The sequence below is a fragment of the Butyrivibrio sp. ob235 genome, from assembly GCF_900109475.1.
Lineage (GTDB): Bacteria > Bacillota > Clostridia > Lachnospirales > Lachnospiraceae > Butyrivibrio.
Map to the genome: position 1 here is coordinate 45,872 of NZ_FOBE01000016.1, position 24,642 is coordinate 70,513.

17 protein-coding genes are annotated in these 24,642 nt (G+C 41.4%); all 17 read left to right on the forward strand.

The window, feature by feature from the left end; genetic code table 11:
- Nucleotides 1–88: 88 nt before the first annotated feature.
- The 17 genes from BMW61_RS12165 (at nucleotide 89) to BMW61_RS22485 (ending at nucleotide 24,493) form a co-directional block, all read left to right on the forward strand.
- Complete coding sequence (locus BMW61_RS12165; RefSeq protein ID WP_091822297.1) at nucleotides 89–1,030, forward strand: glycosyltransferase family 2 protein; 942 nt, start codon at nucleotides 89–91, stop codon at nucleotides 1,028–1,030.
- 57 nt (nucleotides 1,031–1,087) lie between these two features.
- Entirely contained in the window at nucleotides 1,088–2,560 is a 1,473-nt protein-coding gene (locus tag BMW61_RS12170; RefSeq protein ID WP_091822299.1) for a DUF6056 family protein, read from the forward strand.
- A 59-nt stretch (nucleotides 2,561–2,619) separates the two neighbouring features.
- Entirely contained in the window at nucleotides 2,620–3,399 is a 780-nt protein-coding gene (locus BMW61_RS12175; protein ID WP_091822301.1) for a glycosyltransferase family 32 protein, read from the forward strand.
- A gap of 176 nt (nucleotides 3,400–3,575) precedes the next feature.
- On the forward strand, nucleotides 3,576–4,970 hold the full coding sequence (locus tag BMW61_RS12180; RefSeq protein ID WP_091822304.1) for a sugar transferase: 1,395 nt from the start codon (nucleotides 3,576–3,578) through the stop codon (nucleotides 4,968–4,970).
- 20 nt (nucleotides 4,971–4,990) lie between these two features.
- Nucleotides 4,991–6,142: a glycosyltransferase family 4 protein gene (locus BMW61_RS12185; RefSeq protein ID WP_091822307.1), complete on the forward strand. Its 1,152-nt coding sequence runs from the start codon at nucleotides 4,991–4,993 to the stop codon at nucleotides 6,140–6,142.
- 100 nt (nucleotides 6,143–6,242) lie between these two features.
- Complete coding sequence (locus tag BMW61_RS12190) at nucleotides 6,243–7,184, forward strand: helix-turn-helix domain-containing protein (RefSeq protein WP_091822310.1); 942 nt, start codon at nucleotides 6,243–6,245, stop codon at nucleotides 7,182–7,184.
- A gap of 249 nt (nucleotides 7,185–7,433) precedes the next feature.
- Entirely contained in the window at nucleotides 7,434–8,846 is a 1,413-nt protein-coding gene (locus BMW61_RS12195) for an ABC transporter substrate-binding protein (protein ID WP_091822312.1), read from the forward strand.
- A gap of 82 nt (nucleotides 8,847–8,928) precedes the next feature.
- The gene (locus BMW61_RS12200; protein ID WP_022763390.1) at nucleotides 8,929–9,822 is read left to right on the forward strand and encodes a carbohydrate ABC transporter permease; all 894 of its coding nucleotides are present in this window, start codon (nucleotides 8,929–8,931) and stop codon (nucleotides 9,820–9,822) included.
- Nucleotides 9,815–10,666 (forward strand): carbohydrate ABC transporter permease, encoded by an 852-nt coding sequence (locus BMW61_RS12205; protein WP_026497655.1) that lies wholly within the window; start codon nucleotides 9,815–9,817, stop codon nucleotides 10,664–10,666. The genes BMW61_RS12200 and BMW61_RS12205 overlap by 8 nt, the downstream gene beginning before the upstream one ends.
- A 38-nt stretch (nucleotides 10,667–10,704) precedes the next feature.
- On the forward strand, nucleotides 10,705–13,773 hold the full coding sequence (locus BMW61_RS12210) for a beta-galactosidase, LacZ type (RefSeq protein WP_022763392.1): 3,069 nt from the start codon (nucleotides 10,705–10,707) through the stop codon (nucleotides 13,771–13,773).
- A gap of 288 nt (nucleotides 13,774–14,061) precedes the next feature.
- The gene (locus BMW61_RS12215) at nucleotides 14,062–14,805 is read left to right on the forward strand and encodes a Stp1/IreP family PP2C-type Ser/Thr phosphatase (RefSeq protein WP_022763393.1); all 744 of its coding nucleotides are present in this window, start codon (nucleotides 14,062–14,064) and stop codon (nucleotides 14,803–14,805) included.
- Complete coding sequence (gene pknB / locus BMW61_RS12220; protein WP_091822315.1) at nucleotides 14,802–16,817, forward strand: Stk1 family PASTA domain-containing Ser/Thr kinase; 2,016 nt, start codon at nucleotides 14,802–14,804, stop codon at nucleotides 16,815–16,817. The genes BMW61_RS12215 and pknB overlap by 4 nt, the downstream gene beginning before the upstream one ends.
- Nucleotides 16,817–17,728, forward strand: a complete 912-nt coding sequence (gene rsgA / locus BMW61_RS12225) for a ribosome small subunit-dependent GTPase A (RefSeq protein ID WP_091822318.1) — start codon at nucleotides 16,817–16,819, stop codon at nucleotides 17,726–17,728. The genes pknB and rsgA overlap by 1 nt, the downstream gene beginning before the upstream one ends.
- Nucleotides 17,729–17,858: 130 nt before the next feature.
- On the forward strand, nucleotides 17,859–18,473 hold the full coding sequence (dhaL, locus tag BMW61_RS12230) for a dihydroxyacetone kinase subunit DhaL (RefSeq protein ID WP_091822321.1): 615 nt from the start codon (nucleotides 17,859–17,861) through the stop codon (nucleotides 18,471–18,473).
- A 125-nt stretch (nucleotides 18,474–18,598) separates the two neighbouring features.
- Nucleotides 18,599–18,994: a dihydroxyacetone kinase phosphoryl donor subunit DhaM gene (gene dhaM, locus BMW61_RS12235; RefSeq protein WP_091822324.1), complete on the forward strand. Its 396-nt coding sequence runs from the start codon at nucleotides 18,599–18,601 to the stop codon at nucleotides 18,992–18,994.
- 99 nt (nucleotides 18,995–19,093) lie between these two features.
- Nucleotides 19,094–20,089 carry a dihydroxyacetone kinase subunit DhaK gene (gene dhaK, locus BMW61_RS12240; RefSeq protein WP_091822327.1) on the forward strand — a complete coding sequence of 332 codons (996 nt, stop codon included), beginning with the start codon at nucleotides 19,094–19,096 and terminating at the stop codon, nucleotides 20,087–20,089.
- 285 nt (nucleotides 20,090–20,374) lie between these two features.
- Nucleotides 20,375–24,493, forward strand: coding sequence for an endo-1,4-beta-xylanase (locus BMW61_RS22485; protein ID WP_242876725.1), 4,119 nt, complete (start codon nucleotides 20,375–20,377; stop codon nucleotides 24,491–24,493).
- The last annotated feature ends 149 nt before the right edge of the window (nucleotides 24,494–24,642 follow it).

Genomic DNA, 24,642 nt, shown 5'->3' on the forward strand with positions numbered 1-24,642 from the left:
AGTATCTTATAACAAGATAATATAGAAAAAGCACAGATTTCATTGTAAAATTTGAAAACAGAGCTTTTAACTACAGTGCATATTTATTATGATTATGAATAATTTAACCAATACAATATCAACAATAATACCTTTTTATAATAATGCAGGGACACTGCCTACTATGCTTGACAGCATTTTGAGCGGAGTTTTAGTTCCTGATGAGATAATTCTGATAGATGATGGATCTACAGATGATTCTGCAGATATAGTAAAGGACTATGTGAAAAGATATCCGGTAATAAAATACTATCATCAGAATCATAAGGGAGTTTCAGCGGCAAGAAATCTGGGTATATCACATGCAAAATGTACGTGGATCAGTTTCCTTGATGCTGATGATTATATTGAGCCGGATATGTATGAACAGATGATTTCAGCTGTAGCCGATGGTGAGTGTGATGGGTGTATTTGCGGATATTTTACACATAAGGACGGAATAATTACATCTTACACAAGGATGCAATCAGATTTGTTGCAATCAAATGATATATTGAAGGCTATTTTTACCGATGATACAGTTAGAGGATTCCTTGTTACAAAGCTTTTCAAAGCTAATATTTTAAAACAGTATTCATTTGATGATAATATAGCGATTTGTGAAGATTTGTTGTTTCAAACACGTTATTTCGCTAACAATGATCTTAAATACAAGTATGTTCCTAAAGCTTTTTATCATTATATTCAGAATAATTCATCAGCTACATCAACGAGAGAGTATTTTGTTAATGGAATATTTATCTATAAACCTGCATTTGATAATATAAGAAGAATTATTGATGAAAACTATGTTTTAGATAGTTATAATTCGATTCTTGAATATAGTATGTATACACTATTAAAAGCCTATAGAGAAGGTGATAATAGCAAGAAAACAGTAAACCAAATCAGGGCGATGCAAAAAGAATTGAAGGCTACTCCATGTAAAAGTAAGTCAAAGCGACGAATTGCATATCAAGTAGCTCCGATATTATTTAGTGGTTTTATTTAATCAGATATCATAAAAATTTTACTAGACAAGTTGAGAAGGGATTGTTAGGTGAACTAAATGAATACAACTAGAAAGGTATTGTCTTTTTTGTCTGTGATAGCAATACTATTTATGTTTTTTATATATTTTTGGGCTGGTGCATATTCAATCTTATCAGCAGATGATTTTTCCCATGGAGTAGGCTTTGGTCTTTATAAGGCTTTTTTTCCGCTTCATTTATTAGGATCATTTTTGTTTATGTGGCATATATATTTCAGTTGGCAAGGAACTTTCTTTGCTATGTTTTTGCAGGCTTTTTTAAGTCCTATTAATGGATTTGGGTTAACCCAATTAAGAATTGTTATGATGCTTAATATTTTGCTCATATTTGGAACGATTATACTGCTGATATATAATTTGCTAAAAAACTTATCAATTGAAAGCAAATGTACATGGCTATTTATCGGTGCTTTATCTTTGCTTGTATTATATGGGTATACTACTTATCAGGAAGTGTTCTTTTGGTTTTCCGGCTGTACATCATATGGATTTCCATTTTCTGCTATGTTAATAGGGTTATCTTTCATACTTCGGTACTATCGGACAAAGAATAATAGAGATGCTGTATTTGCTAAAATGTTTGGATTTTTGGCTTGTGGCGGCACGCTTATGATTGCAGGGGCGGGGTGTTTTTTTGCCTTACTAATAGTTATTTATTATACCCTCATTGAAAAAGAAAATAATAAAAATGGGAGAAGGATATTTTTATGGTGGCTTGCAGGTGCAGTTATAAATACGATTGCACCGGGGAATTATTATAGACAAACGCAAAATGGATCGGGGGGGATACATTTTTTTCAATCTATAAAAAACTCTCTTGGTATTTGTTTGCGGAATTATAAATGCATGTTAAGAGATAGCCTATTATTCGAGGTTTTAGCGATTTGCGTTATAGTTGGAATAGTGATTGGTTTAAAAACAAAGATACAGAAGGATAAAAAAAGAACAGCTTATATATTATTGTTTTCTGTTATTGCACCTGCTGCATCTTGGGTTGCCGCATTTCCGGCTACTCTGGGCTATTCTGCGTCGGGAGCATTAAATAATAGGTGTGATTTTGTTATTAATTCAACGTTTGTTTTGTCGGTAGTCTTTGCGGCGTTTGTTTTTGGATATTTCCTTGCTTCTTATTATCAAAATATTGGTAAAGTCTCTATATGTGTCCTATTTAGCGCCGCTGTTATCTGGGCAATATGGAGACCGTATCCATTTTTGAATAATAAATATTACGAGATCGGGAAGCAATTGGTGAACGGAGATATTCAAGGGTATTATAGAAAGTGTGAGCAATTTCTTGACGGTTTGGAAGATTATCCGGATGGTACGGATGTAAGGGTTTCAATTGATGAAATGCCGCATGGAATTGATAATACAAAGGACTTTTATTATTATGAAGAACCGGCTGATCCTGAGAATTGGTTAAATAGTGCGCTGGCACAATATTATGATTTGAGTAGCTTTGCTGTTGAAGGATATGAGCCCGAACAATAATAGGACATCTTTTGAAATAAGTCATATAACAATTTTGCATGTAAATGGGTAGATATATTATGAAAAATCAAGATAAACAAAGTATTCCCCATATAATCAATTATTTCTGGTTCGGTGGTGGTCAAAAGCCTGAAACTGTTCTTAAATACATCGATAGCTGGCGAAGTAACTGCCCGGACTTTGAGATAAAAGAGTGGAATGAGTCAAATTACGACATTCATAAGCATCCATACATGGAAAAAGCCTACAATGAAAAGATGTGGGCTTTTGTTTCTGATTATGCGAGATTAGATGTTCTGTATAGTCACGGAGGAGTATATTTAGATACGGATGTTGAGGTGATTAAAGACTTTTCGCCGCTATGTGAAAACAAGGCGTTTTTTGGCTTTGAAAACAGCGAACTGGTAAATGACGGGCAGGGCTTTGGATGCGTAGCAGGTCTCCCCATTTTCAAAGAAATGCTTGATCTATACGACAGTGATGAAGCTTATGAGTTCTGGGGCGGAGAAAAACATAATGTTGAGAGCCCAAAACTTCGCACGTTGGTACTTAAGAGACATGGACTTAGACTCGATGGTTCAAGACAGACAGTAGGGGATGTGGAAATATTCCCAACAGATTTTTTTTGCCCTCTGAATTATGCTACGGGACGCATCGAAATTACGGAAAATACTTTCAGTATTCATCATTTTGATGGTAGCTGGAAAAGCGGCAACAGCGGCTTTTACACGAACCTGATGCGGAAACTCAATAGGATTTTCGGGGAGGAAAAAGGGAAGAGAGTTTTTGATTGTATTATACGTATTAAAGATAATATCAAGATGATACTGCGTAAATAATTGATATATCATTGAATTGTATACAAAATACTATTAGTTTTATGCTTTTTACTAGACATAACTACTTATAATAATGTATACTTGTGAACCGAATGGCGTACTAGTTTTATTAACGATTCGCTGGTTCTTGTGGGGAGGAACTATTATAAAAAAGAGTTTAATTGTTTGGAGAGTTTATGAATCGTTCTAATGTTTCTGCGTCTTTTGATGTTGTTCACGCAATACTGGATGTAGTTTTTCAATGTCTTTCGATGACAATTGTATATTGGGTTTGGGGGCACTTGGTGAAGGCCGAACAGCGTGATAGCATTTTCGCTATGCTGTTTGTTTTTATTGTGATTTATGTTGTTTGTAACAGAGCAGCAAATATCTATAATAACACTCTGTTTTTCTATGTTGACAGAATAATACGTCGTAAGACGGTTTCCTTTTTGTGGGCAACTTTTAGTTGTTTTCTCGTTTATTGGTTTTGCCTTGATCATTCGATTGATGCTGATTTTCTTATGGCGTTTTTGACATTGTCTTACCTTATAGTTCTGGTCGAGAGTCTGTTCTTTTTAAGGCTGATCGACAGGCTTATAAACAGAAAACATATCCCAAGATGTGTATATGTGGGAAGCAAGGATTCTTATAATAAATTCAGATATTTCCTTAATAAAACTCCGCTTACATTAAATGAAATAGGCTATGTGAGCTTTGATGATGATGATGATTCCCTTGAATACATCGGATGCTTGTCCGATCTTGAGGAGATTATCAGAAAGTATAATATTGATCAGGTTTATATCATGCAGAAGCGTGAGATGGATATTGCTTATATTCAGAAGTATATCGATCTCTGCATCGAAATGGGTGTTACCTGCAGAGTTATTGTTGATATTTACAGAAGGAGAAAGGCTTTCTCCTATAACAGCAGTATCGGAACTTATCCAGTAATGACCTACCATACTATCAGTATGAACACATGGGAATCACTGATGAAGCGTCTGTTCGATATCATTTTTGCTTTGATTGGCATTATTCTGACATCACCGATAATGATTATTACTGCGCTTGCGATTAAGTTTGATTCAAAAGGTCCCGCTATATTTAAACAGGTCAGAGTTGGTAAAAACGGCAGACACTTCAAGATATGGAAGTTTAGAAGCATGTATGCTGATGCTGAGGAGCGTAAAGCTGAACTCATGGAACTCAATGAGGTTCAGGATGGCATGATGTTCAAGATTAAGGATGATCCGCGAATTACCAGAGTTGGTAAGTTCATTAGAAAGACCAGTATTGATGAGCTTCCGCAGTTCTTTAACGTGCTTTTCGGATCAATGAGTTTTGTTGGAACAAGACCGCCGACGCTTGATGAGGTCGAGAAATATACTGCCGATCAGTGGAGGAGAATCAGCATCAAGCCCGGTATAACGGGTAGATGGCAGACCAGCGGCAGGAGTAATATTACTGACTTTGATCAGGTTGTTAATCTGGATGTCGACTATATCGATAACTGGAACCTGATGATGGACTTGAAGATTATATTTAAGACTGTACTTGAGATATTTAAACGCAACGGGTCTTACTAGAATTATTTGGGAGCTATAATATGAAAATTGCAATGATTGGGCACAAGAGAATACCGTCCAGAGAGGGAGGAGTGGAGATAGTCGTAGAGGAGCTCTCTACACGTCTTGTGCTTATGGGACATGCGGTTACGGCATACAATCGTAAGGGGAAAAATGTTGCCGACAAGAACGCTGATAAAGAGGCTCATAAGCTCAAAAGCTACAAAGGAATACGTATAGTTCATGTACCCACACCTGACCTGAAGGCATTAAATGCGGTAGTTTATTCTTTTCTTGCTACAATTTTTGCACTTCTTGGCAATTATGATGTAATTCATTACCATGCAGAGGGACCTTGTGCGATGCTTGTGATTCCTCATTTTTTCGGAATCAGAACTATTGCGACCATACATGGTCTTGACTGGCAGAGAGCTAAATGGGGCGGTTTCGCCACAAAATATCTTAAATTTGGCGAGAAAATTGCTGCAAGATATGCAGATGAGGTTATCGTACTTTCCCGTAACGTTCAGCAGTACTTTCTTGATACTTACGGAAGACAGACTATTTACATACCGAATGGCGTAAACAGGACCGAATTCCTGGAGCCCGACAGAATTGTTAAGAAGTTCGGACTTGAGAAAGAAAAATATATTCTTTATCTTGGAAGAATCGTTCCTGAGAAGGGAATAACATATCTTCTTGAGGCTTTTTCCAAGATTGATACAGACATGAAGCTTGTTATAGCCGGTGGCGGAAGTCATTCCGGTGATTTCATGCAGGAAGTTATGGATATGGCAAAAAAGGACAGCAGGGTTGTTATGACCGGCTTTGTACAGGGTAATACGCTTACAGAGCTTTTCGGCAATTGCTACATGTATGTACTTCCCAGTGATATTGAGGGTATGCCGATAAGTCTTCTTGAGGCTATGAGTTTTGGCAGAAGATGTCTTGCCAGCGATATTCCGGAGAATACCGAGGCGTGCCGCGAATATGCCAACTACTTCAAGAAGTCTGATGTAGAGGACCTTAAAAAGAAGCTTGAGGAGAGCATCGCGAATCCCGGCAGCTTCCACAAATTCGATGAAATAATGGACTACTGTTACAAGAGATTCGATTGGAACAAGGTTACAGGTGCCAGTGTTAGATTGTACATCGATGCAATCCTGAACGTTGAACGTATTAATAACATTTAATATGCCTTCCCTTGGGTGGTGAAGAAATAAAGTGCCTTCCCCCTCTGGGGGAAGGTGGCACGAAGTGCCGGATGAGGGGATTTAGTCCCAACAAAATTCTATGGGCAGAAAAAAGAAACAAACAATTGAATTCAGATTTTATGAGATACCCCAGGGACAGAGTTGCCTTGCTCTTTTAGGTGAGAAGTGGATCAGGGTTTATGGAGAAGAGGATAATGTTCTTCATTTCCATAACCTTTTTGAGGTGGGATATTGCAGGTACGGTGATGGTAAACTGATCCTCGATGAGAAGGATTGCCACTACGAGACCGACATGTTTTCTGCTATTCCGCCGAACTATCCGCATACCACCACGAGCGAGGAAGAGAATTTCTGGGAGTATTTTTTCTTTGATCCGGAAGCGGTGGTTGCCGAGATCTATCCGGATAATGTTCCCAAACAGCGCGAAGCTATAACAATGATAAATAAGAGAGCTGATTTAATGAATGCTGCAGAGCATCAGGAGATTGCAGAGACCATTAAACGTATTATGGAGGAGATGAGAGATAAAGATTCCTACTACAAGGAAACTACTCAGAACCTCATCAAGACTTTTGTTTTCTTGCTTATGAGGATTCATAAGTCTATGGATGCGGAGCAATCCTCGCTTATAGAGCAGGACACCAGCGGCGTTCTTGTAAGCATAAAGCCTGCAATTGAGTATATTGAGCAGAATTATGCGGATGACATAAGGGCTCTTGATCTTGCAAATGTATGTAACATGAGTGAGACACACTTCAGAAGGAGCTTTGTGGAAATAATTAACATGCCTCCCATGGACTATCTGAACCTTGTGAGAGTACAGAAGGCATGCGATAAGATGAAAAAGACGGAACATTCCATGGAAATTGTTGCTGTCGAATGTGGTTTTGGTAATGTGTCTACTTTTAACAGGAATTTTAAGAAATTCCTCGGAACATCGCCATATCAGTGGAAAAAGAACAGGGACAATTACGCAAACAAGCTCCTGGACTACAATATCCACGCCCTGAAAGGCTGGTAAGGCTTAAAATGGGCAACTTAATTGTTTAAGTTTATTAATAATCTGTTCAAATTTTATTCATAATTGGTCGATAATGCACATTTTAGCCTTTAAAATGTGCATTATTTTTTATACTCATTGGTATAATATACATATATTTGATTCGGAAACAGATTATTTCAGTCAAATTGCCCAAAACTCATCTGACATAATCTTAATAAATGAATCAGGTTAGAACATTATTTTAGTTTCATTAGGGAGGACATAATAATGAAAAGAAAAGCATTATCAATGGTTCTTGCATCTGCTATGACACTTTCCATGATCGCAGGTTGCGGCGGAAGCGGATCAGCAGATACAACAGCTAACGAGACAACAGAAGCAACAGAAGCAACAGAGAGCACAGAGGACGCTGGAGCAGCTGAAGAGGCTACTGAGGCACCTACAGCTGACGTTGCATCAGAAGGTGAGCACGAGCTTTCAGTTTACGCTTGGGATGAGAACTTCAACATTCCTGCTCTTAAGGCAGCTGAGAAAGCTTACCAGGCAGTTGATTCAGAATTCACTCTGAACATCATCACACAGTCCGGTTCACAGGATGTTGAGCAGGCGGTTACACTTGCTGCTGCTGCAGGCGACTTCAGCACACTTCCTGACATCGTTCTTTTCCAGGATCATTACATCCAGAAGTTCGTAGCAGATTATCCGGATGCATGGCAGGATATCGATGATGCAGGTATTGACTGGTCAAATCTTGGAGCTGAGAAGATTTCCTACAGCACAATCGGTGGTAAGCACTACGGTGCACCTGTAGATAACGGTACAGCAATCTTTGCATATCGTACAGACATCCTTGAGCAGTGTGGATATTCAATCAATGATGTAACAGGTATTTCATGGGACAGATGGCTTGAGATCGCTAAGGATGTACATGATCAGACAGGCATGGCACTCCTTTCAATGGATCACTCAGGTGATGATCTTCCTTACATGATGCTTCAGGCTGAAGGCGTGTCACAGTGGACAGATAACACAACTCCTAACCTTGTAGGCAATGATAAGTTCAAGAAGATCATTGAAGTTATCGTACAGGGTGCAAATGATGGTTCTATCATCCTTGCAAACAGCTGGAGTGAGTACACAGACCAGACAATCCAGGGCGATCAGGTTGCAGGTGTTATGAATGGTAACTGGATCATTCCTACAATCGAGCAGGTTGCTGACAACAGTGGTAAGTGGGCTATTACAACACTTCCTACAATTGATGGAGGAAAAGATGGTTATGCTGCAAACGGTGGTTCATCTCTTTATGTAACTGCTAACTGCTCAAAGCCTGATCTTGCAAAGTCATTCCTTGCTTACACATTTGGTGGTGGAGAAGGAGCTATCGAGACCTATGATGCAGCACTTACAGATGGCGGTGTTATCACAACATGCATCTCAGCAGGTAAGTCTGATGTATATGCTAAGGGTGTTGATTTCTTCAATGGCCAGGCTATCTACGCTGACATCGTTGAGATGGGATCTCACGTACCTGTAATTCAGCAGAGTGATTTCCACTACAACCTTCGTACTCTTGTAAACACACTTATTACAAACGTACAGAACGGTAACGACATTGATTCTGAGATTCAGGCTGCTCAGGAGCAGATTGAATTTGAGATCGCAGGTTCACAGAACTAATTTAGTATTGTAAGTATTTAAACCGGGGAATCGGGATTTTCCGATCCCCGGTTTTGTAAAATGAAGAAAAGGAGCGGCTCTGATGAAAAAAGGAAAATCCGTTACTGGAAAACAGAAAACAGCCGGTTGGATGTTTCTTGCAATAGCATCCATAATGATTTTTATATTCAGCTTTTATCCGATGATTTCAGCTCTCATCATGTCTTTCAAGACAGGATCTGCGGCTGCTATGAAATGGGCTAATCCCATTACCTTTAACTATACTCGTATGTTCCAGGACAAGACTTTTATGAAGTCTGTCTTCAACACATTTTTGTATCTGATAATTCAAGTACCGATAATGTTGGTGCTGGCAATACTTCTTGCGCAGCTCCTTAATAATAAAGATCTTAAGTTCAGAGGACTTTTCCGCACAATGGTATTCCTTCCGTGCGCAATTTCTCTGGTATCCTATGCATTGATATTCAGAACACTTTTTGCCACACAGGGTCTTGTAAATATGACTCTTATGAATATGGGGCTTATAAGTGAGAATATAAACTGGCTCGGACAGACAAATACAGCCAGATTTGTTATTATCTTTGCTCTTATCTGGAGATGGACAGGTTATAACATGGTATTCTTCCTGGCAGGTCTTCAGAATATTGAATATTCAGTATATGAGGCAGCTAAGATAGACGGTGCGTCAGGCTGGAAGACTTTCTGGCATATTACGGTGCCGCTTCTTCGCCCTGTTATAATCATGACCTTCATCATGTCAATAAACGGTACATTGCAGCTCTTTGATGAGTCCGTAAACCTGACAAACGGTGGACCTGCAAATACCACAATCACTATGTCACATTATGTATATAACAACGCATTTGGTACAGGTGTTGCTAACTTCGGATATGCATCTGCAATGTCATTCTTTATTTTCATTCTGGTTGCTATCCTTGCCTTTATAAATCTGAAAGTAGGTGATACACGTGACTAATAAAAAGAATAGATCCAATATACAAAGAAGGCTTATACCGAGCTATATCTTCCTTACGCTGTTTTCACTTTTTTCAGTATTTCCGCTGTTTTGGATGGTTACTGCAGCTACGAATGCCACAGTAGATGTTGCAAGAGGAAAAATCTGGTTTGGTACTCAGGCAGCTGAGAACTTTAAAAATCTCCTTGTTACTGCGAAAGCGCAGGGTGCAGGAGCATCTCTTTGGAGATTCATGGGTAATTCATTTACTTATGCGGCTGTTCAGACAATACTCTGTATCTTTATCTGTTCACTCGCAGGTTATGGCTTTGAGCTTTATCATGACAAGGGCAAGGATTTCCTGTTCGCTATCTTGCTTATGGCAATGATGATTCCTGGTGTTGCTACAATGATCCCTATGTTTAGGATGATGAGTAAACTTCATTTCCTTAACCAGGTATGGGGCTTCGTTTTACCTGCAATATCCACGCCTTTTATGATAATGATGTTCAGACAAAACAGCCGTAACTTCCCGGTTGATATTATGGAAGCTGCAAGAATTGACGGACTTTCCGAGTTTGCAATTTTCTTCCGCATGTATATGCCTGTTATGAAGTCAACATATGCTGCAGCAGCCGTAATTACCTTTATGAATGCATGGAACGCATATCTGTGGCCGAGAGTCGTACTTACTGAGAATAAGGCTCAGACTATGCCGATTCTTATTGCAAACATGTCTAATGGATATACTGTTGATTACGGAATGCTTATGATGGGCGTATTATTCTGTTCACTGCCTACAATGATCATATTCTTCGTATTGCAGAAGCAGTTTGCAGAAGGAATCACAGGTGCAGTTAAGTAATCACCTGCTTCGATAATTCTAAATATGGGGAAGATGTTATGAACGAGTTTAACTATGAAATAGTAAAAAATCCTGAGATTTTCCAGGAAAACAGGATGCCGGCTCATTCTGATCATGTAGCATATAAGTCACTTTCTGAGATGACAACAGGAAAGACAAGTTATAGGCTTTCTCTGGATGGTGTATGGCATTTTCATTATTCCAGGAATGTCAAGGATGCTCCGGAAGGCTTCTGGAAAAATGAGTATGATACAACTGACTGGGACAGAATAAATGTACCTGCACATATTCAGATGGAAGGTTACGACAAACCGCAGTATGTAAATGTTCAGTATCCCTGGGATGGATCGGAAGATATTCGCCCGGGGGAGATTCCGGAGAGATTTAATCCTGTTGCTGATTATGTGAAGCTTTTCACTTTGCCCAAGGATTTTAAGGGTGAAAAGATCTGTATCTCATTCCAGGGAGTTGAGAGCGGCTTTGCACTTTGGCTGAATGGAAAATATATTGGCTACAGTGAGGATTCCTTTGATCCCTCAGAGTTTGATCTTACAGATTCTCTTGTGAAGGGGGAAAACAAGCTTGCGGTAAGAGTGTTCAAATGGACCTCCAGCAGCTGGTGTGAGGATCAGGATTTCTTTAGATTTTCCGGCATTTTCAGAAGCGTATTTTTGTTTGCTGTACCTAAGGTTCATGTCTCTGACATCACAATCGAGACAGGACTTTCGGATGACTACAAGACTGCAAGCATCGAAATAAAGGCAGCGACAACCGGTAGCGGAACAATGGAACTTGGGCTTTTCTATAAAGGGGAGAAGATTCTTGAAGGAAAGATTCCGCTTTCTGCATCCGGTCTTACAACAGGAAAATGTGATTTTGAGAAGGTATATCTGTGGAGCGCAGAGACTCCGAATCTTTACGAACTTTATCTGACTATTACAGATTCTCGCGGTGTCGTTTGTGAAGTGATAAAACAGAATGTCGGTCTTAGAAGATTCGAGATGAAAAACGGGCTCATGCTTCTTAATGGCAAGAGAATCGTATTTAAGGGCGTTAACCGTCATGAGTTTAGTCACAGAAACGGCCGTGTTCCTGATAGGGAAGAACTGATTCAGGATATTGTTACAATGAAGAGGCACAACATAAATGCCATCAGAACCAGTCATTATCCGGATGATTCCGCTATCTATGAGCTCTGTGATATCTATGGTCTGTACATGATCGCAGAGAATAATCTTGAAACACATGGAACCTGGGAACCCTTCGAGAGGGGAGTTGAGACAGAGGATTTCATAGTGCCAAAGGATAAGCCTGAATGGAAAGCTATGATGCTCGACAGGATTGATTCCATTTATCACAGAAATAAGAATCATCCCGCAATCTTAATCTGGTCAATCGGAAATGAGGCCTTCGGAGGTGAAGTTCCTTATGCTATGAGCAGACGATTTAAGGAGCATGATAATACCAGACTTGTGCACTACGAGGGACTTTTCCACGACAGAAGATATAATGATACTTCGGACATGGAGAGTCAGATGTATCCACCGGTTTCTGCTATTAAGGAATTTCTTAAAAAGGAAAAGAAGAAGCCCTTTATATGCTGCGAATACACACATGCGATGGGCAATTCCTGCGGCGGAATGCATTATTATACGGATCTTACGGATACTGAGCCCAGATATCAGGGTGGTTTTATCTGGGATTATATCGACCAGAGTATTTTGAAGAAGGATAGATACGGTAAATACTTCGAGGCCTATGGCGGCGATTTTTACGACAGACCAAATGATTCCAACTTCAGTGGCAATGGTATTGCATACGGTGACAGAACACCATCTCCCAAAATGCAGGAGGTGAAGTTCAATTACCAGAATATTTCTGTCGAATTTGATAAGAACAAGTTCAAGGTTATTAATAAGAATCTCTTTGTAAATACATCGGAGTTTGATGCAAGGCTCCAGCTTCTTGCAAACGGAAAAGAGATATATAGCAAAGCTATAGAATGCGATGTAAAGCCGCTTACATCCAAGGCATTTACAATTCCCGGTGAGGTGACCCTGGCTATCAGAGATTATGAGGCGGGATATAACCTCACAAGTGGGGCACTTGAATTTGTACTGATAGTTTCCTTCACCCTTAAAGAGAGTACTTTGTGGGCAGAAAAAGGCCATGAGGTTGCCTTTGGGCAGACTGTTCTTAAGAAGATGGTGAAGCCGTATAAATGCTCTGATAAACTCACGGTTATCAGAGGAAAGAATAACATAGGTGTTCGTGGTGATGAGTTTTCCGCTCTTTTCAGTGTCATGGCACCCGGACTGTTGTCCTATGTATATTGCGGCAGAGAGATGATAGAAAAAGCTCCGGCTCCGAACTTCTGGAGAGCGCCTAATGATAACGATACCGGAAGCAAGATGCAGCAGCGTTATGCACAGTGGAAGATAGCAAGTATGTATCCCTGCATCACAGGTAAGCCTGACAGCGAGATGTGGTTTGCAAAGGTTACTGAAGGAAAGAACAGCGTTAAGATTGATTACAGATATTACCTTCCTACAATGCCTGCTTCAGAGTGCAGCGTAACGTATGAGGTATTTGGTGACGGAACTATTGAGACTACGATGAAATATGATGCAGTCAAAGGACTTCCGGATATGCCTGAATTTGGTATGATTTTCAAATTCAATGCCGATTATGACCATCTGACCTGGTATGGCCTAGGAGAGCAGGAGACCTACGAGGACAGAAAGCGCGGAGGTAAGATTGGAATCTATTCCAACAAGGTTGCCGACAACATGGCAAAGTATCTTGTTCCACAGGAATGCGGAAACAAGTGTGATGTCAGATGGGCAAGAGTTACAGATTTCAAGGGCAGAGGTATTGAGTTTACAGGAGATAATATTTCTTTTAGTGCACTTCCTTACACTCCTCATGAACTTGAGAATGCTATGCATGACTATGAGCTTCCTCAGGTACATTACACAGTTGTAAGATGTGCATTGCAGCAGATGGGAATCGCAGGAGACGACAGTTGGGGCGCTCGTCCGCACCCTGAGTACCGCCTCCCTGAAGGCAAAAAACTCACCTTCACCTTCCGTTTTAAGGGTATTTAAAACATCACTTCATCCTTGAGTTGGTGATAAATACAAAAAGCTGTTTCAAGGTTTTTCAAAACATAAGAAGGACAATGTGTGTCAGACCACGGCCGATTATGCGTAAGCAACGAGGCCGTGGAATGATATACATTGTCCTTCGCATTGTTGGGGAATATTGTCAAAATAGCTGTTTTGTGGTATATTTCTATATTGGCATAGGGTGTTTTTTTACGGAATTGTGAGAATACTTATGCCAAAAATTACTAAAGAATAATTACTCAAATTATTGAAAAATCGGAGGCATCCTTGCTTAAAACTTTTTCCATAACTGACGTAGGTCAGAAACGAAAACTGAATCAGGATTATGTATTTTCCTCCGACAGACGTATTGGAAATCTGTCAAATGTGTTTATTGTTGCCGATGGAATGGGCGGACATAACGCGGGAGATTACGCATCAAAGTTCACGGTTAATACCATGGTTGAGGAGATCGAGAGATCTTTTGAGCAGAACCCTGTGCGTATTCTGGAAAATGCCATTAAAAAAGCAAATCAAAAGCTTCGGGCTAAAGCCGCAGAAGACGAGCAGCTCTATGGGATGGGGACAACCGTTGTGGCTGCAACTGTCATGGGCAGATATCTGCAGGTTGCTAATGTGGGGGACAGCAGACTGTATGTTATCGGAGACGACATCAGACAGATAACCAGAGATCATTCACTTGTTCAGGAGATGGTACGCGCAGGCGGACTTGATCCCGAAGAGGCGCGCACACACAAAGAGAAGAATATCATCACCCGTGCTATTGGGGCTGATGATACTGTTGATGTGGACTTTTTTAATGTTGAGCTCGAGAAAGGGGATATCGTGCTCATGTGTTCCGACGGGCTGACAAATATGCTCGAGGATCAGGAAATCCGCATGATCGTGAGCGGTCAGAGAGATATTATAGAGAAGGCACAGAAGTTAGTGGATATGGCAAACCAGCATGGCGGTAAGGACAATATCGCTGTTATTCTGATTGAGCCTTTTGCTGACGGAGGAGCTGAATGATTAAGATAGGAATGATGATCGGAGACAGGTACGAGATCCTTGAAAAAATCGGGACCGGCGGCATGTCCGATGTTTACAGAGCAAAAGATCATAAATTAAACAGACCTGTGGCTGTTAAGGTCCTTAAGCAGGAATTTTCGGAGAATGATAATTTTGTTTCAAAATTCCGTGTTGAGGCCCAGGCTGCAGCCGGATTGATGCATCCCAATATTGTAAATGTTTACGACGTTGGTGATGAAAACGGCATCCATTACATTGTTATGGAGCTTGTTGATGGCATTACACTCAAGAGATATATTGAGAAAAAATCCAGACTGTCTGTTAAAGAGGCTGTAAGTATTGCAATCCAGGTTGCTATGGGACTTGAGGCGGCGCACAATAACCATATTATTCACCGCGATATTAAACCTCAGAACATTATAATTTCCAAGGAAGGTAAGGTTAAGGTAACTGACTTTGGAATTGCGAAGGCAGCAACGAGTAACACTATTACCTCTAATGTTATGGGATCTGTTCATTATACTTCTCCCGAGCAGGCAAGAGGCGGTTATTCAGATGCCAAGAGTGATGTTTATTCACTCGGTATAACCTTATTTGAGATGCTCACAGGCAGACTCCCTTTTAACGGAGACACAACTGTTGCCATTGCGATTAAGCATATACAGGAGGATTTGCCTTCACCTGCTGAGTTTAGTGATGAGATTCCGATAAGCGTTGAGAAGATTGTAATGAAGTGCTGCCAGAAGAGCCCTGACAGGAGATATCAAAGTGCAGCAGAGCTTATTACTGATCTCAAGAGATCACTTATCACTCCGGATGAAGATTTTGTTAATCTTGTAGACCCCGATGAGGAGAGTGCTACAAGAGTTGCGACAGAAGCCGAAGCAAAGAGTATAAACGGTATGACAGATACCGAGCAAATGAGACTCAATGCCGACGTTATGCGTGAATATGAGAATCAAAAGAGACGCGATCAGGACTATTCTGGACGCCGTGACAGTGACTATGACGATGATGAGGAACTTTACGGCAGAAGAGGCTATGGTGACAATGAGAGAATCGAGAAACTTACAATTGCCCTTGCTATTATAGGTGCGGTTCTTGTTGGAATAATTGTAATAATCCTGGTTGGAAGGAGTATGGGTATTCTCGGTGGAGAAGAGTCTGGAGGACTTCAAACTGAGGCCATAAGCGGAGAATCCAATACCGGCGATGGAATACAGATTCCGAATGTTACAGGGCTATCCTATGTTGAAGCTATAACAACATTGAAAGATAAGAATTTTAAATATGAAAAGGTTGATGATGATACAAGCACACTTGCAAAAAATACTGTTGTATCGCAGTCACCTGAAGCAAATTCCTATGCTGAGAGCGGTTCTATTGTGAAAATAACAGTAAGTACCGGAAAGGGTGCTGAGGCATCTAATCAGGCGTCACAGTCGCAGACAGAGGACAGCGCTTCAAACGCATCAGATGTTGCTTCGACAGAAGCTTCTACATCTCAGATTGCTGTTCCCAATCTTGTGGGATTATCTATCGACGAAGCAATTGCGACACTTTCGGAAGCAGGTCTTGCACAGGGAAGAGTCGTTGATGTGAATAATGATACTTACGGAGTTGATGTTGTAACTGCCCAGAGTAAGCCGGTTGGAACAATGGTTGATCCTGGAACTTCTATCGACATTGAGAAATCTATAGGACCTACAAGCATATCCTACAGTTATTCAGGAGATATTGCGGCTCCTACAGAGGGACAGAATTATACAGACGGAGTTTCTGTTCATGTATCTTTTGTGACTGCAGACGGAACATCACTTCTTGATACTACGACAGCTTCGTTCCCTATCACCGGAGTGGTTCGCACGGGATTGACATCTGCTACCGGTGTAATTACCTTTACTTATACAGCTACAAGTCCCGCAACAACCGATGAGAACGGCAATGTTATCGAAGGACGTACAGAGGAGTGCACAGTAACAAGAGCTGTTACATTTACACAGGAGAATTGATGAAGGGAAGGATTGTTAAGGGAATAGCCGGATTTTATTATGTCAATACCGGAAGCGATTTTGTCTATGAATGCAAAGCAAAAGGTATTTTCAGAAAAGACGGTGTAAAGCCTCTCGTCGGAGATGATGTTGAAATTGAAATAATAGATGAGGAAACCTTTGTGGGCAATATCACTAAGATATTGCCCCGAAGAAATGAGCTTATAAGACCGCCGGTTGCCAATGTCGACCAGGCGGTTGTTCTGTTTGCAATTGTAAAGCCGGATCCTAACTATAACATTCTTGATAAATTTCTGATCCAGATGCGAAGGAATGAACTGCCTGTAGTTATCTGTTTTAATAAGCAGGATATAGCCTCCGAAGAGGAACAGCAGGAACTTCGTGATACCTATGAAAAGTGCGGTTATGAGGTTTTGTTTATAAGCGTTCATGAGGGTAACGGAATTGACGCGCTATGTGAAAAGTTGAGAGGAAAAACCTCTGTGGTGGCAGGACCAAGCGGTGTAGGAAAATCCTCACTTTTAAACAGACTTCATCCTGATGCTGATATGGAGACGGGTGAGCTTAGCCGCAAGATAGAGCGCGGGAGAAATACAACCAGACACTCGGAAATGTTTTTCATATCCGCACTTTCTGATGAAAATGAAAAAACCTACATTTTTGACACACCGGGATTTACATCCCTTACATTAAAAGATATCACTGCTGAGGAACTTCAGGCGTACTATCCGGAATTTGAACCCTATGAACCCGAGTGCAGATTCGGCGGCTGCAGCCATATTGCAGAACCTGACTGCGGTGTGAAAAAAGCCCTTGAAGAAGGAAAAATCTCAAAAGTTCGCTACGACAACTACCGAATAATATACGACGAACTCAAGAATATGAGACCGGTTTACAGAAAACAGAAATAGAAGAGAGCCTTTCCCGGCTCTCTTTTGATTTGTGTAAAATCAACAATAAATGTATGGAAAAATAAAAACAGTTTGTTATAATATACTACATAAGGGTTACATAAATTAATGCATCGGAGGGGAATTGGATATGGCAACAAGAGTGTACGAATGTCTTAAAAGTATTGGGGAAAAGATAATCGAAAATAAGGATTTCCTTACAGATCTCGACAGAGAAATCGGAGATGCTGACCATGGCGTGAACATGGCGAGGGGCTTTCAGGGAGTTATAGAGAAGGTCGCTCAGGATGATCCTGATATAGGTGCAGTCCTGAAAAAGACCGGAATGACGCTGCTTTCAACAGTAGGCGGAGCATCCGGTCCTCTTTATGGAACAGCTTATATGGAGGCAGCAAAGGTATTTGCGGGTAAGAACGAAGTAACCGCAGAGGATTTTCTTGCGGGACTTGATGCCGCTATTTCGGGCATCCAAAAGAGAGGTAAGGCAGAAAAGGGTGAAAAGACTATGCTTGATGCGCTTATTCCTGCAAGAGATGCATACGCGAGTGCTCTTGAGGGCGGAGCGGATATAAAATCAGCCCTCGATGCTGCATGCAAGGCTGCAAATGAAGGAATCGAATTTACCAAGACAATCGCTGCTACCAAAGGAAGAGCCAGCTACCTTGGTGACAGAAGCATAGGACACCAGGATCCCGGCGCTACCTCTGCCACCATGACACTTGAAGTGATTCGTGATTTTATTTGATGTAAATAATTATGCCTTCCCCTGGGGGCGCTCGACGTCCGGGGGACGTCGGTTCAGCGCGGACCGGAGTGGAACGGAGACAGGTGTCTGCGAAGCAGACGGATGAGGGGGTGGAGGTAAAAAACATGGTAGGACTCGTATTGGTATCACACAGCTGGAAAATAGCGGAAGGCATTAAGGATCTCACAGATCAGGTTGCACCTACGCACAAGGGGATTATATGCGCGGGTGGTCTTGAGGACAAAAGCATCGGAACCGACGCGGTTCGTATCTCAGAAGCGGTAAAGCAGGCTGATGACGGCGACGGTGTTGTTTTACTTGCTGATCTCGGAAGCGGGGTTATGAGTGCTGAGACGGCAATAGAACTTCTTGAGGACGAAAACATAAACGTAAAGCTTGCGGATGCTCCCATTGTGGAGGGCGCCATTGCAGCAGCGGTAACTGCAGCAATAGGAAGCACAATGGAACAGGTCGTTGCCGCAGCGGAGCAAACCCGCGAGGTGAATAAGGTATTATCCTGATACGGTATAGCCTTCTCCCATTGGGAGAAGGTGTCAGCGAAGCTGACGGATGAGGGAATATTAAGAGATTTGTAATCTCTATAGAAAAGGAGGGTAGCAATGAAAAAACTTATTAATGGGGTCGACAATATTGTTGACGAGATGCTCGAAGGTATGGTTGCGGCATACCCGAACTATGTTAAGCGTCTTGATGGATTTGATGTTCTCGTAAGAGCAGGCGGATCCAAGGGTAAGGTTGCACTTGTGTCCGGAGGAGGAAGCGGACATGAGCCTGCACACGGCGGTTATGTCGGAAAAGGAATGCTCGACGGAGCAATTGCCGGTGCGGTATTCACGTCTCCCACACCTGATCAGGTATTTGAAGCTATCAAGGCAGCTGATGGCGGAAAGGGTGTTCTTCTGGTAATCAAGAATTATACCGGCGATGTTATGAACTTCGAGATGGCTGCAGATATGGCTCGCGATGAAGGTATTGAAGTTGATCAGGTTATTACCGCGGATGACGTAGCTGTTGAAAACAGTACATGGACAACAGGAAGACGCGGAATAGCAGGAACTATTTTTGTTCATAAAATTGCAGGAGCATGCGCTGAGGCAGGCGGAGATCTTGCAGAGGTTAAGCGCATAGCTGAGAAGGTAATAGAGAATGTAAGATCAATGGGTATGGCTATTGATGCCTGCACAGTTCCTGCAGCAGGGAAGCCCAGCTTTGATCTTGCAGAGGATGAGATTGAGATCGGAATCGGAATTCACGGTGAACCCGGCGTAAACCGTGAGAAGATAAGCACTGTTAATGAGATAGCAGACAAGCTTCTTGATAAGATTTTTGCTGAAGGAATCTATAATTCAGGCGATGAAGTTGCTGTTATGGTTAACGGAATGGGCGGAACTCCTCTTATGGAGCTCTTTGTTGCGAACAAGCATGTTAAGGAAGTTCTTGATGGAAAAGGAATCAAGATTCACAAGACTCTTGTAGGAAACTACATGACTTCTCTTGATATGGAAGGCTTCTCAATCACCCTTCTCAAGGTCGATGATGAACTCAAAAAGCTTCTTGATGCTCCTGCTGATACTCCTGCATTTGTACAGGTATAAAATGTTTAATCAGCATTTTAGCAAATAATGAAAAAGAAAAATAAAAAGTAAACGGACAGCTCCGAGAATAATATCCCGGAGCTGTTTTTATGCTTAATTCTAGATTGTGATTATTTAACACATAATAAAAATACAAACAGGAATTATTTATTAAAAATATACAAAAAAATTGTGCTTTCTCGCAATAAGTGCTTACCAAAGTGCAATAATTGATAAGTGACTACTATCAATTATTGCTAAAATGATTTTGCTCGAGCATAGAAAACACATAAGAAAGGGGAAGCAATGAAAAAGCACTTAACGTTTTTATTGTCTCTTATGATGGTTGGGGGGCTTATCATAGGAAATGCAACAAATTCGTTAGCTGCCGAAGTAGTGGGAGGAACTTATGTTAAAGGGGATAATGAGAATAACCCTGTAGTTACTCAGAACTACGGCGCAGATCCCGGAGTGTTGGTTTACAATGATGAAGTTTTCATCTATGCAACCAATGACTCACAGGAACTCGCTGGCAACAACGAGAATACCTATGCTAAGATTGACACTTTAAATTGTTATTCATCAAAGGATCTGGTTAACTGGACAGATCACGGCAGTTTCAAGATTGCCGGTTCAAGCGGAGCAGCAAAGTGGGCTAAAAACTCATGGGCTCCTTGTATTGCATGTAAGAAAATTAACGGTAAAGACAAATTCTTCCTTTATTTTGCAAATAATGGAAGCGGCATCGGAGTATTAACTGCTGACAGCCCGACAGGACCATGGAAGGATCCTATCGGAAAGGCACTTATTACAGGTGCTACACCCGGCTGCAGCGGTGTTACATGGATGTTTGATCCTGCTGTTTTAGTTGATTCCGACGGAACAGGCTACCTCTATTTTGGTGGTGGCATACCAAACAATCAGTATGCACATCCCAAGACGGCAAGAGTTATCAAGCTTGGCGCAGACATGACCAGCGTTTCAGGCTCAGCTTCAACAATTGATGCTCCTTACCTCTTCGAGGATTCCGGAATTAATAAGATCGGAAATACATATTACTACTCATACTGCTCAAACTGGAACTGCTCAGGCGGCTTCAACAATGCAGCTATCGAGTATATGACAAGTAGCAGCCCTATGGGACCTTTTACCTATCAGGGCGAAGTAATGAAGAATCCCGGCGTATTCTTCAATGGTTCTACAGGTAATAATCACCACCAGATTTTTGAGTTTGGCGGTCAGTATTATCTTGCTTATCACACAAGATCTGTTGAGTCTAAGGTTATCGGAAAGAGCCTTGGTTACAGAACAACACAGATTGATAAGCTCAGTGTTAAAAATGGTAAGATAAGCTCACTTACACCTACAATGAGCGGTGTATCTCAGACTTCATATGTTGATCCTTATTCAGCAGTACAGGCTGAGACAATCTTTACTCAGTGTGGTGTTGGCGTTTCCGGAAACGGAGAGGGCGCTGCATGGGTTGATAATATCTCTAACGGCGATTACACAAAGATAAAGGGAGTTAATTTCTCTAAGGGACTTAGCTCCATAACAGTTAGCGTTAACAGCAGAGGAAACGGTACGATCCAGGTTAGAGAGAACAGCCCCAGTGGTAATCTCCTTGGAACAATTAACCTTTCCAATACTAATAACAAAAATACTGAATTCACAGGCACAATGAAGAACGTGTCAGGTGTAAAGAACATCTGCTTCGTATTCAACGGAAGCTTTGAATTCGACTACTGGAAAGCTGCAGGCACCGGCGAGACCGCAGGTGGAAATGAAGGCGGCAACCAGGGCGGAAACCAGGGCACAGAAGAAACCGGTAATCAGGGCGGCAATGAGACTGCTCAGACAAACAATAACAAAGTTGAGTGCGAGAATATGACCAAGAGCGGTCAGTATACAGGCACTATCAGCAGTCCGTTCAGCGGCGTTGCACTTTATGGCAACAATGATACCGTAAGCTTTGATCAGTACTTCGCATATGATACACATAACTTTACTCTTCGCGGCTGTTCAAACAACAGCAACATGGCTAAGGTTGTTCTTAAGATCGGCGGAGAGACCAAGGGAACCTTCTACTATGGTGATGAGTATCCTGCAGAGTACACTATTGAGAATGTAACTCATGCTACAGGAGCTACTACTGTAGAACTTACAATTACATCAGATGATGGTACATGGGATGCATATCTTGATTATCTCACATGGGATACCGGTTCAGGTCAGTCTCAGGGCGGTAACCAGGGTGGCAGCCAAGGTGGAAACCAGGGCGGCAATCAGGGACAGGCTCTGAATCCTTCAGATCTGACTCTTCTTAACACCTACGGTCAGACCTTCGGTTATTCAGGAACCTGCATCAATCTCTATCAGCTTAGAGATGCTAATACACTCGAGCTTATTAAGAAGAATTACAACAGCATAACTCTTGAAAACGAGATGAAGCCTGATGCGCTTCTTGGCGGATCTGCACGACTTATCTCTGTTGCTGACGCTAAGAATCTCGGTTATTACATTCCTGATAATTACAGAGAATCTTATGTACCGCAGATTAACTTCAGTACAGTTGATGAAGTTATGAAGATTTGTTACCAGAACGGTCTTAGAATGAGAGCACATACTCTTGTATGGCATTCACAGACTCCTTCATGGTTTTTCAGAAGCAACTTCTCAGGAAATGCCGGCTTTGTGAATCAGTCTACAATGGATGCTCGTCTTGAGATGTATGTGAAGACTGTGATGAACCATGTATATCTTAGTGAGTACGGTAGTGTTGTTTATGCATGGGATATTGCAAACGAAGTAATGCATGCACAGAATTCCGGATGGGAAGCTGTTTACGGAAACAACAGAACAAATGCTTCTTATGTAAAGAAGGCATTCACATATGCATATCAGACACTTGATTATTTCAACCTCACTGATTCTGTAAGCTTGTTCTACAATGATTACAATACATATCAGGAAGTTGATAAGATCATAACACTTGTAAACTACATCAATTCAGATCAGAAGATGTGCTCAGGTGTAGGTATGCAGTCACACCTTGGAACAAATTATCCTTCTGTGGACTTCTATATTTCGGCTCTTAAGTCATTCCTTAATGCGGGCTTTGAAGTACAGATCACAGAGATGGATATAACAAACAACGGTGACAATGATCTTTCCAATTACGTATACAATCTTTATAAGAATATTAACTCTCTTAAGAAGAATGGCGGTAAGATCACAAGTATCACATGGTGGGGACTCTCAGATCAGGTTACATGGATTAATAACGCGAAGCCGCTTCTGTTCAGCACACCTACATCCAAGAAGCCCGCTTATGATAAGGTAATCCAGGCTTATACAGAGACCTTCGGCACACCTACATCAGGCTATACACCTGAGCCTTTGCCGACACCTCAGCCTTCAGATGATCCTCAGAATGATGACCCTCAGAACGATGATCCTCAGAATGAAGAACCTGCACAGGAAGAACCTCAGGTAGAAGAGCCTCAGGGCGATACTCATGACAATGCTTACATCGAAGATGGCTGGTATTATGTAAAGAACTATCTGTCTCAGAAGTATCTTACAGTTGAAGGCAACTCAGCTGACGGATGGGTAAACGTATGCATAAGCAATGGCACCGGTGTGGACGGTCAGAAGTGGTATGTAACCAATACAAATGACGGATACATCAACCTCACAAGCGCGCTTGGCAGCGTTATGCTCGATGTTGCTAACGGCGAGAACGAGGATGGAACAAACGTTGGTATTTATCAGGGCTATGGCGGAAATGCTCAGAAGTTTGTTGTAAAGCAGACAGACAATGATGGCTATTATACAATTGCCACAAAGAGCTCTGATGAGACAAAGGTTCTTGATGTTTACAAGAAAAAGACAGATGACGGAACAAATGTATGTCAGTGGTCTTATAACGGCGGAACAAACCAGCTTTGGCAGTTTGAGAAGGTTGGCGGAAACGGACAAAGTCAGCAGGGCAGTACTGAAGAGGAACAGCCAAATGAAGATCCTCAGACAGTAGAGCCGCAGCCTACACCTGCTCAGCCCGATCCTGAACCGGTAGAGGAGCCCACACAGGAAGAACCTACACAAGAAGAGCCTGCTCCGGCACCTGTAGCAGACGGCCTTGATCTCCAGTATTCAATCAACAGCTGGGGAAACGGATATCAGGTAAGCTTTAAGGTTACCAATAATTCATCCAGTGATGTAAATTCCTGGACACTTAAGCTCAACAAGAATGATATCAATATCGGTAATGCATGGAATGTTAATATCGATGAAGACGGTGATTATTATGTAATCACACCTGTTGGCTGGAATGCATATCTTTCAAGCGGACAGAGCACAGAGTTCGGTATTCTTGGTGATGGTCAGATTGGTGATTCCATCCGCTACAGCATACAGAACTAAGAAAACGGATATATGTTTCCCTCCCTAAAGGAAATATATCAAGAGAAGGCCTTTCTCCCCAAAAGGAGAAGGGCCTTTTTGCATGTATAATATTGTAAAATATGCATAAAACCAAAATACATATTTTTGCGTGACGTGAGATAGTAAAA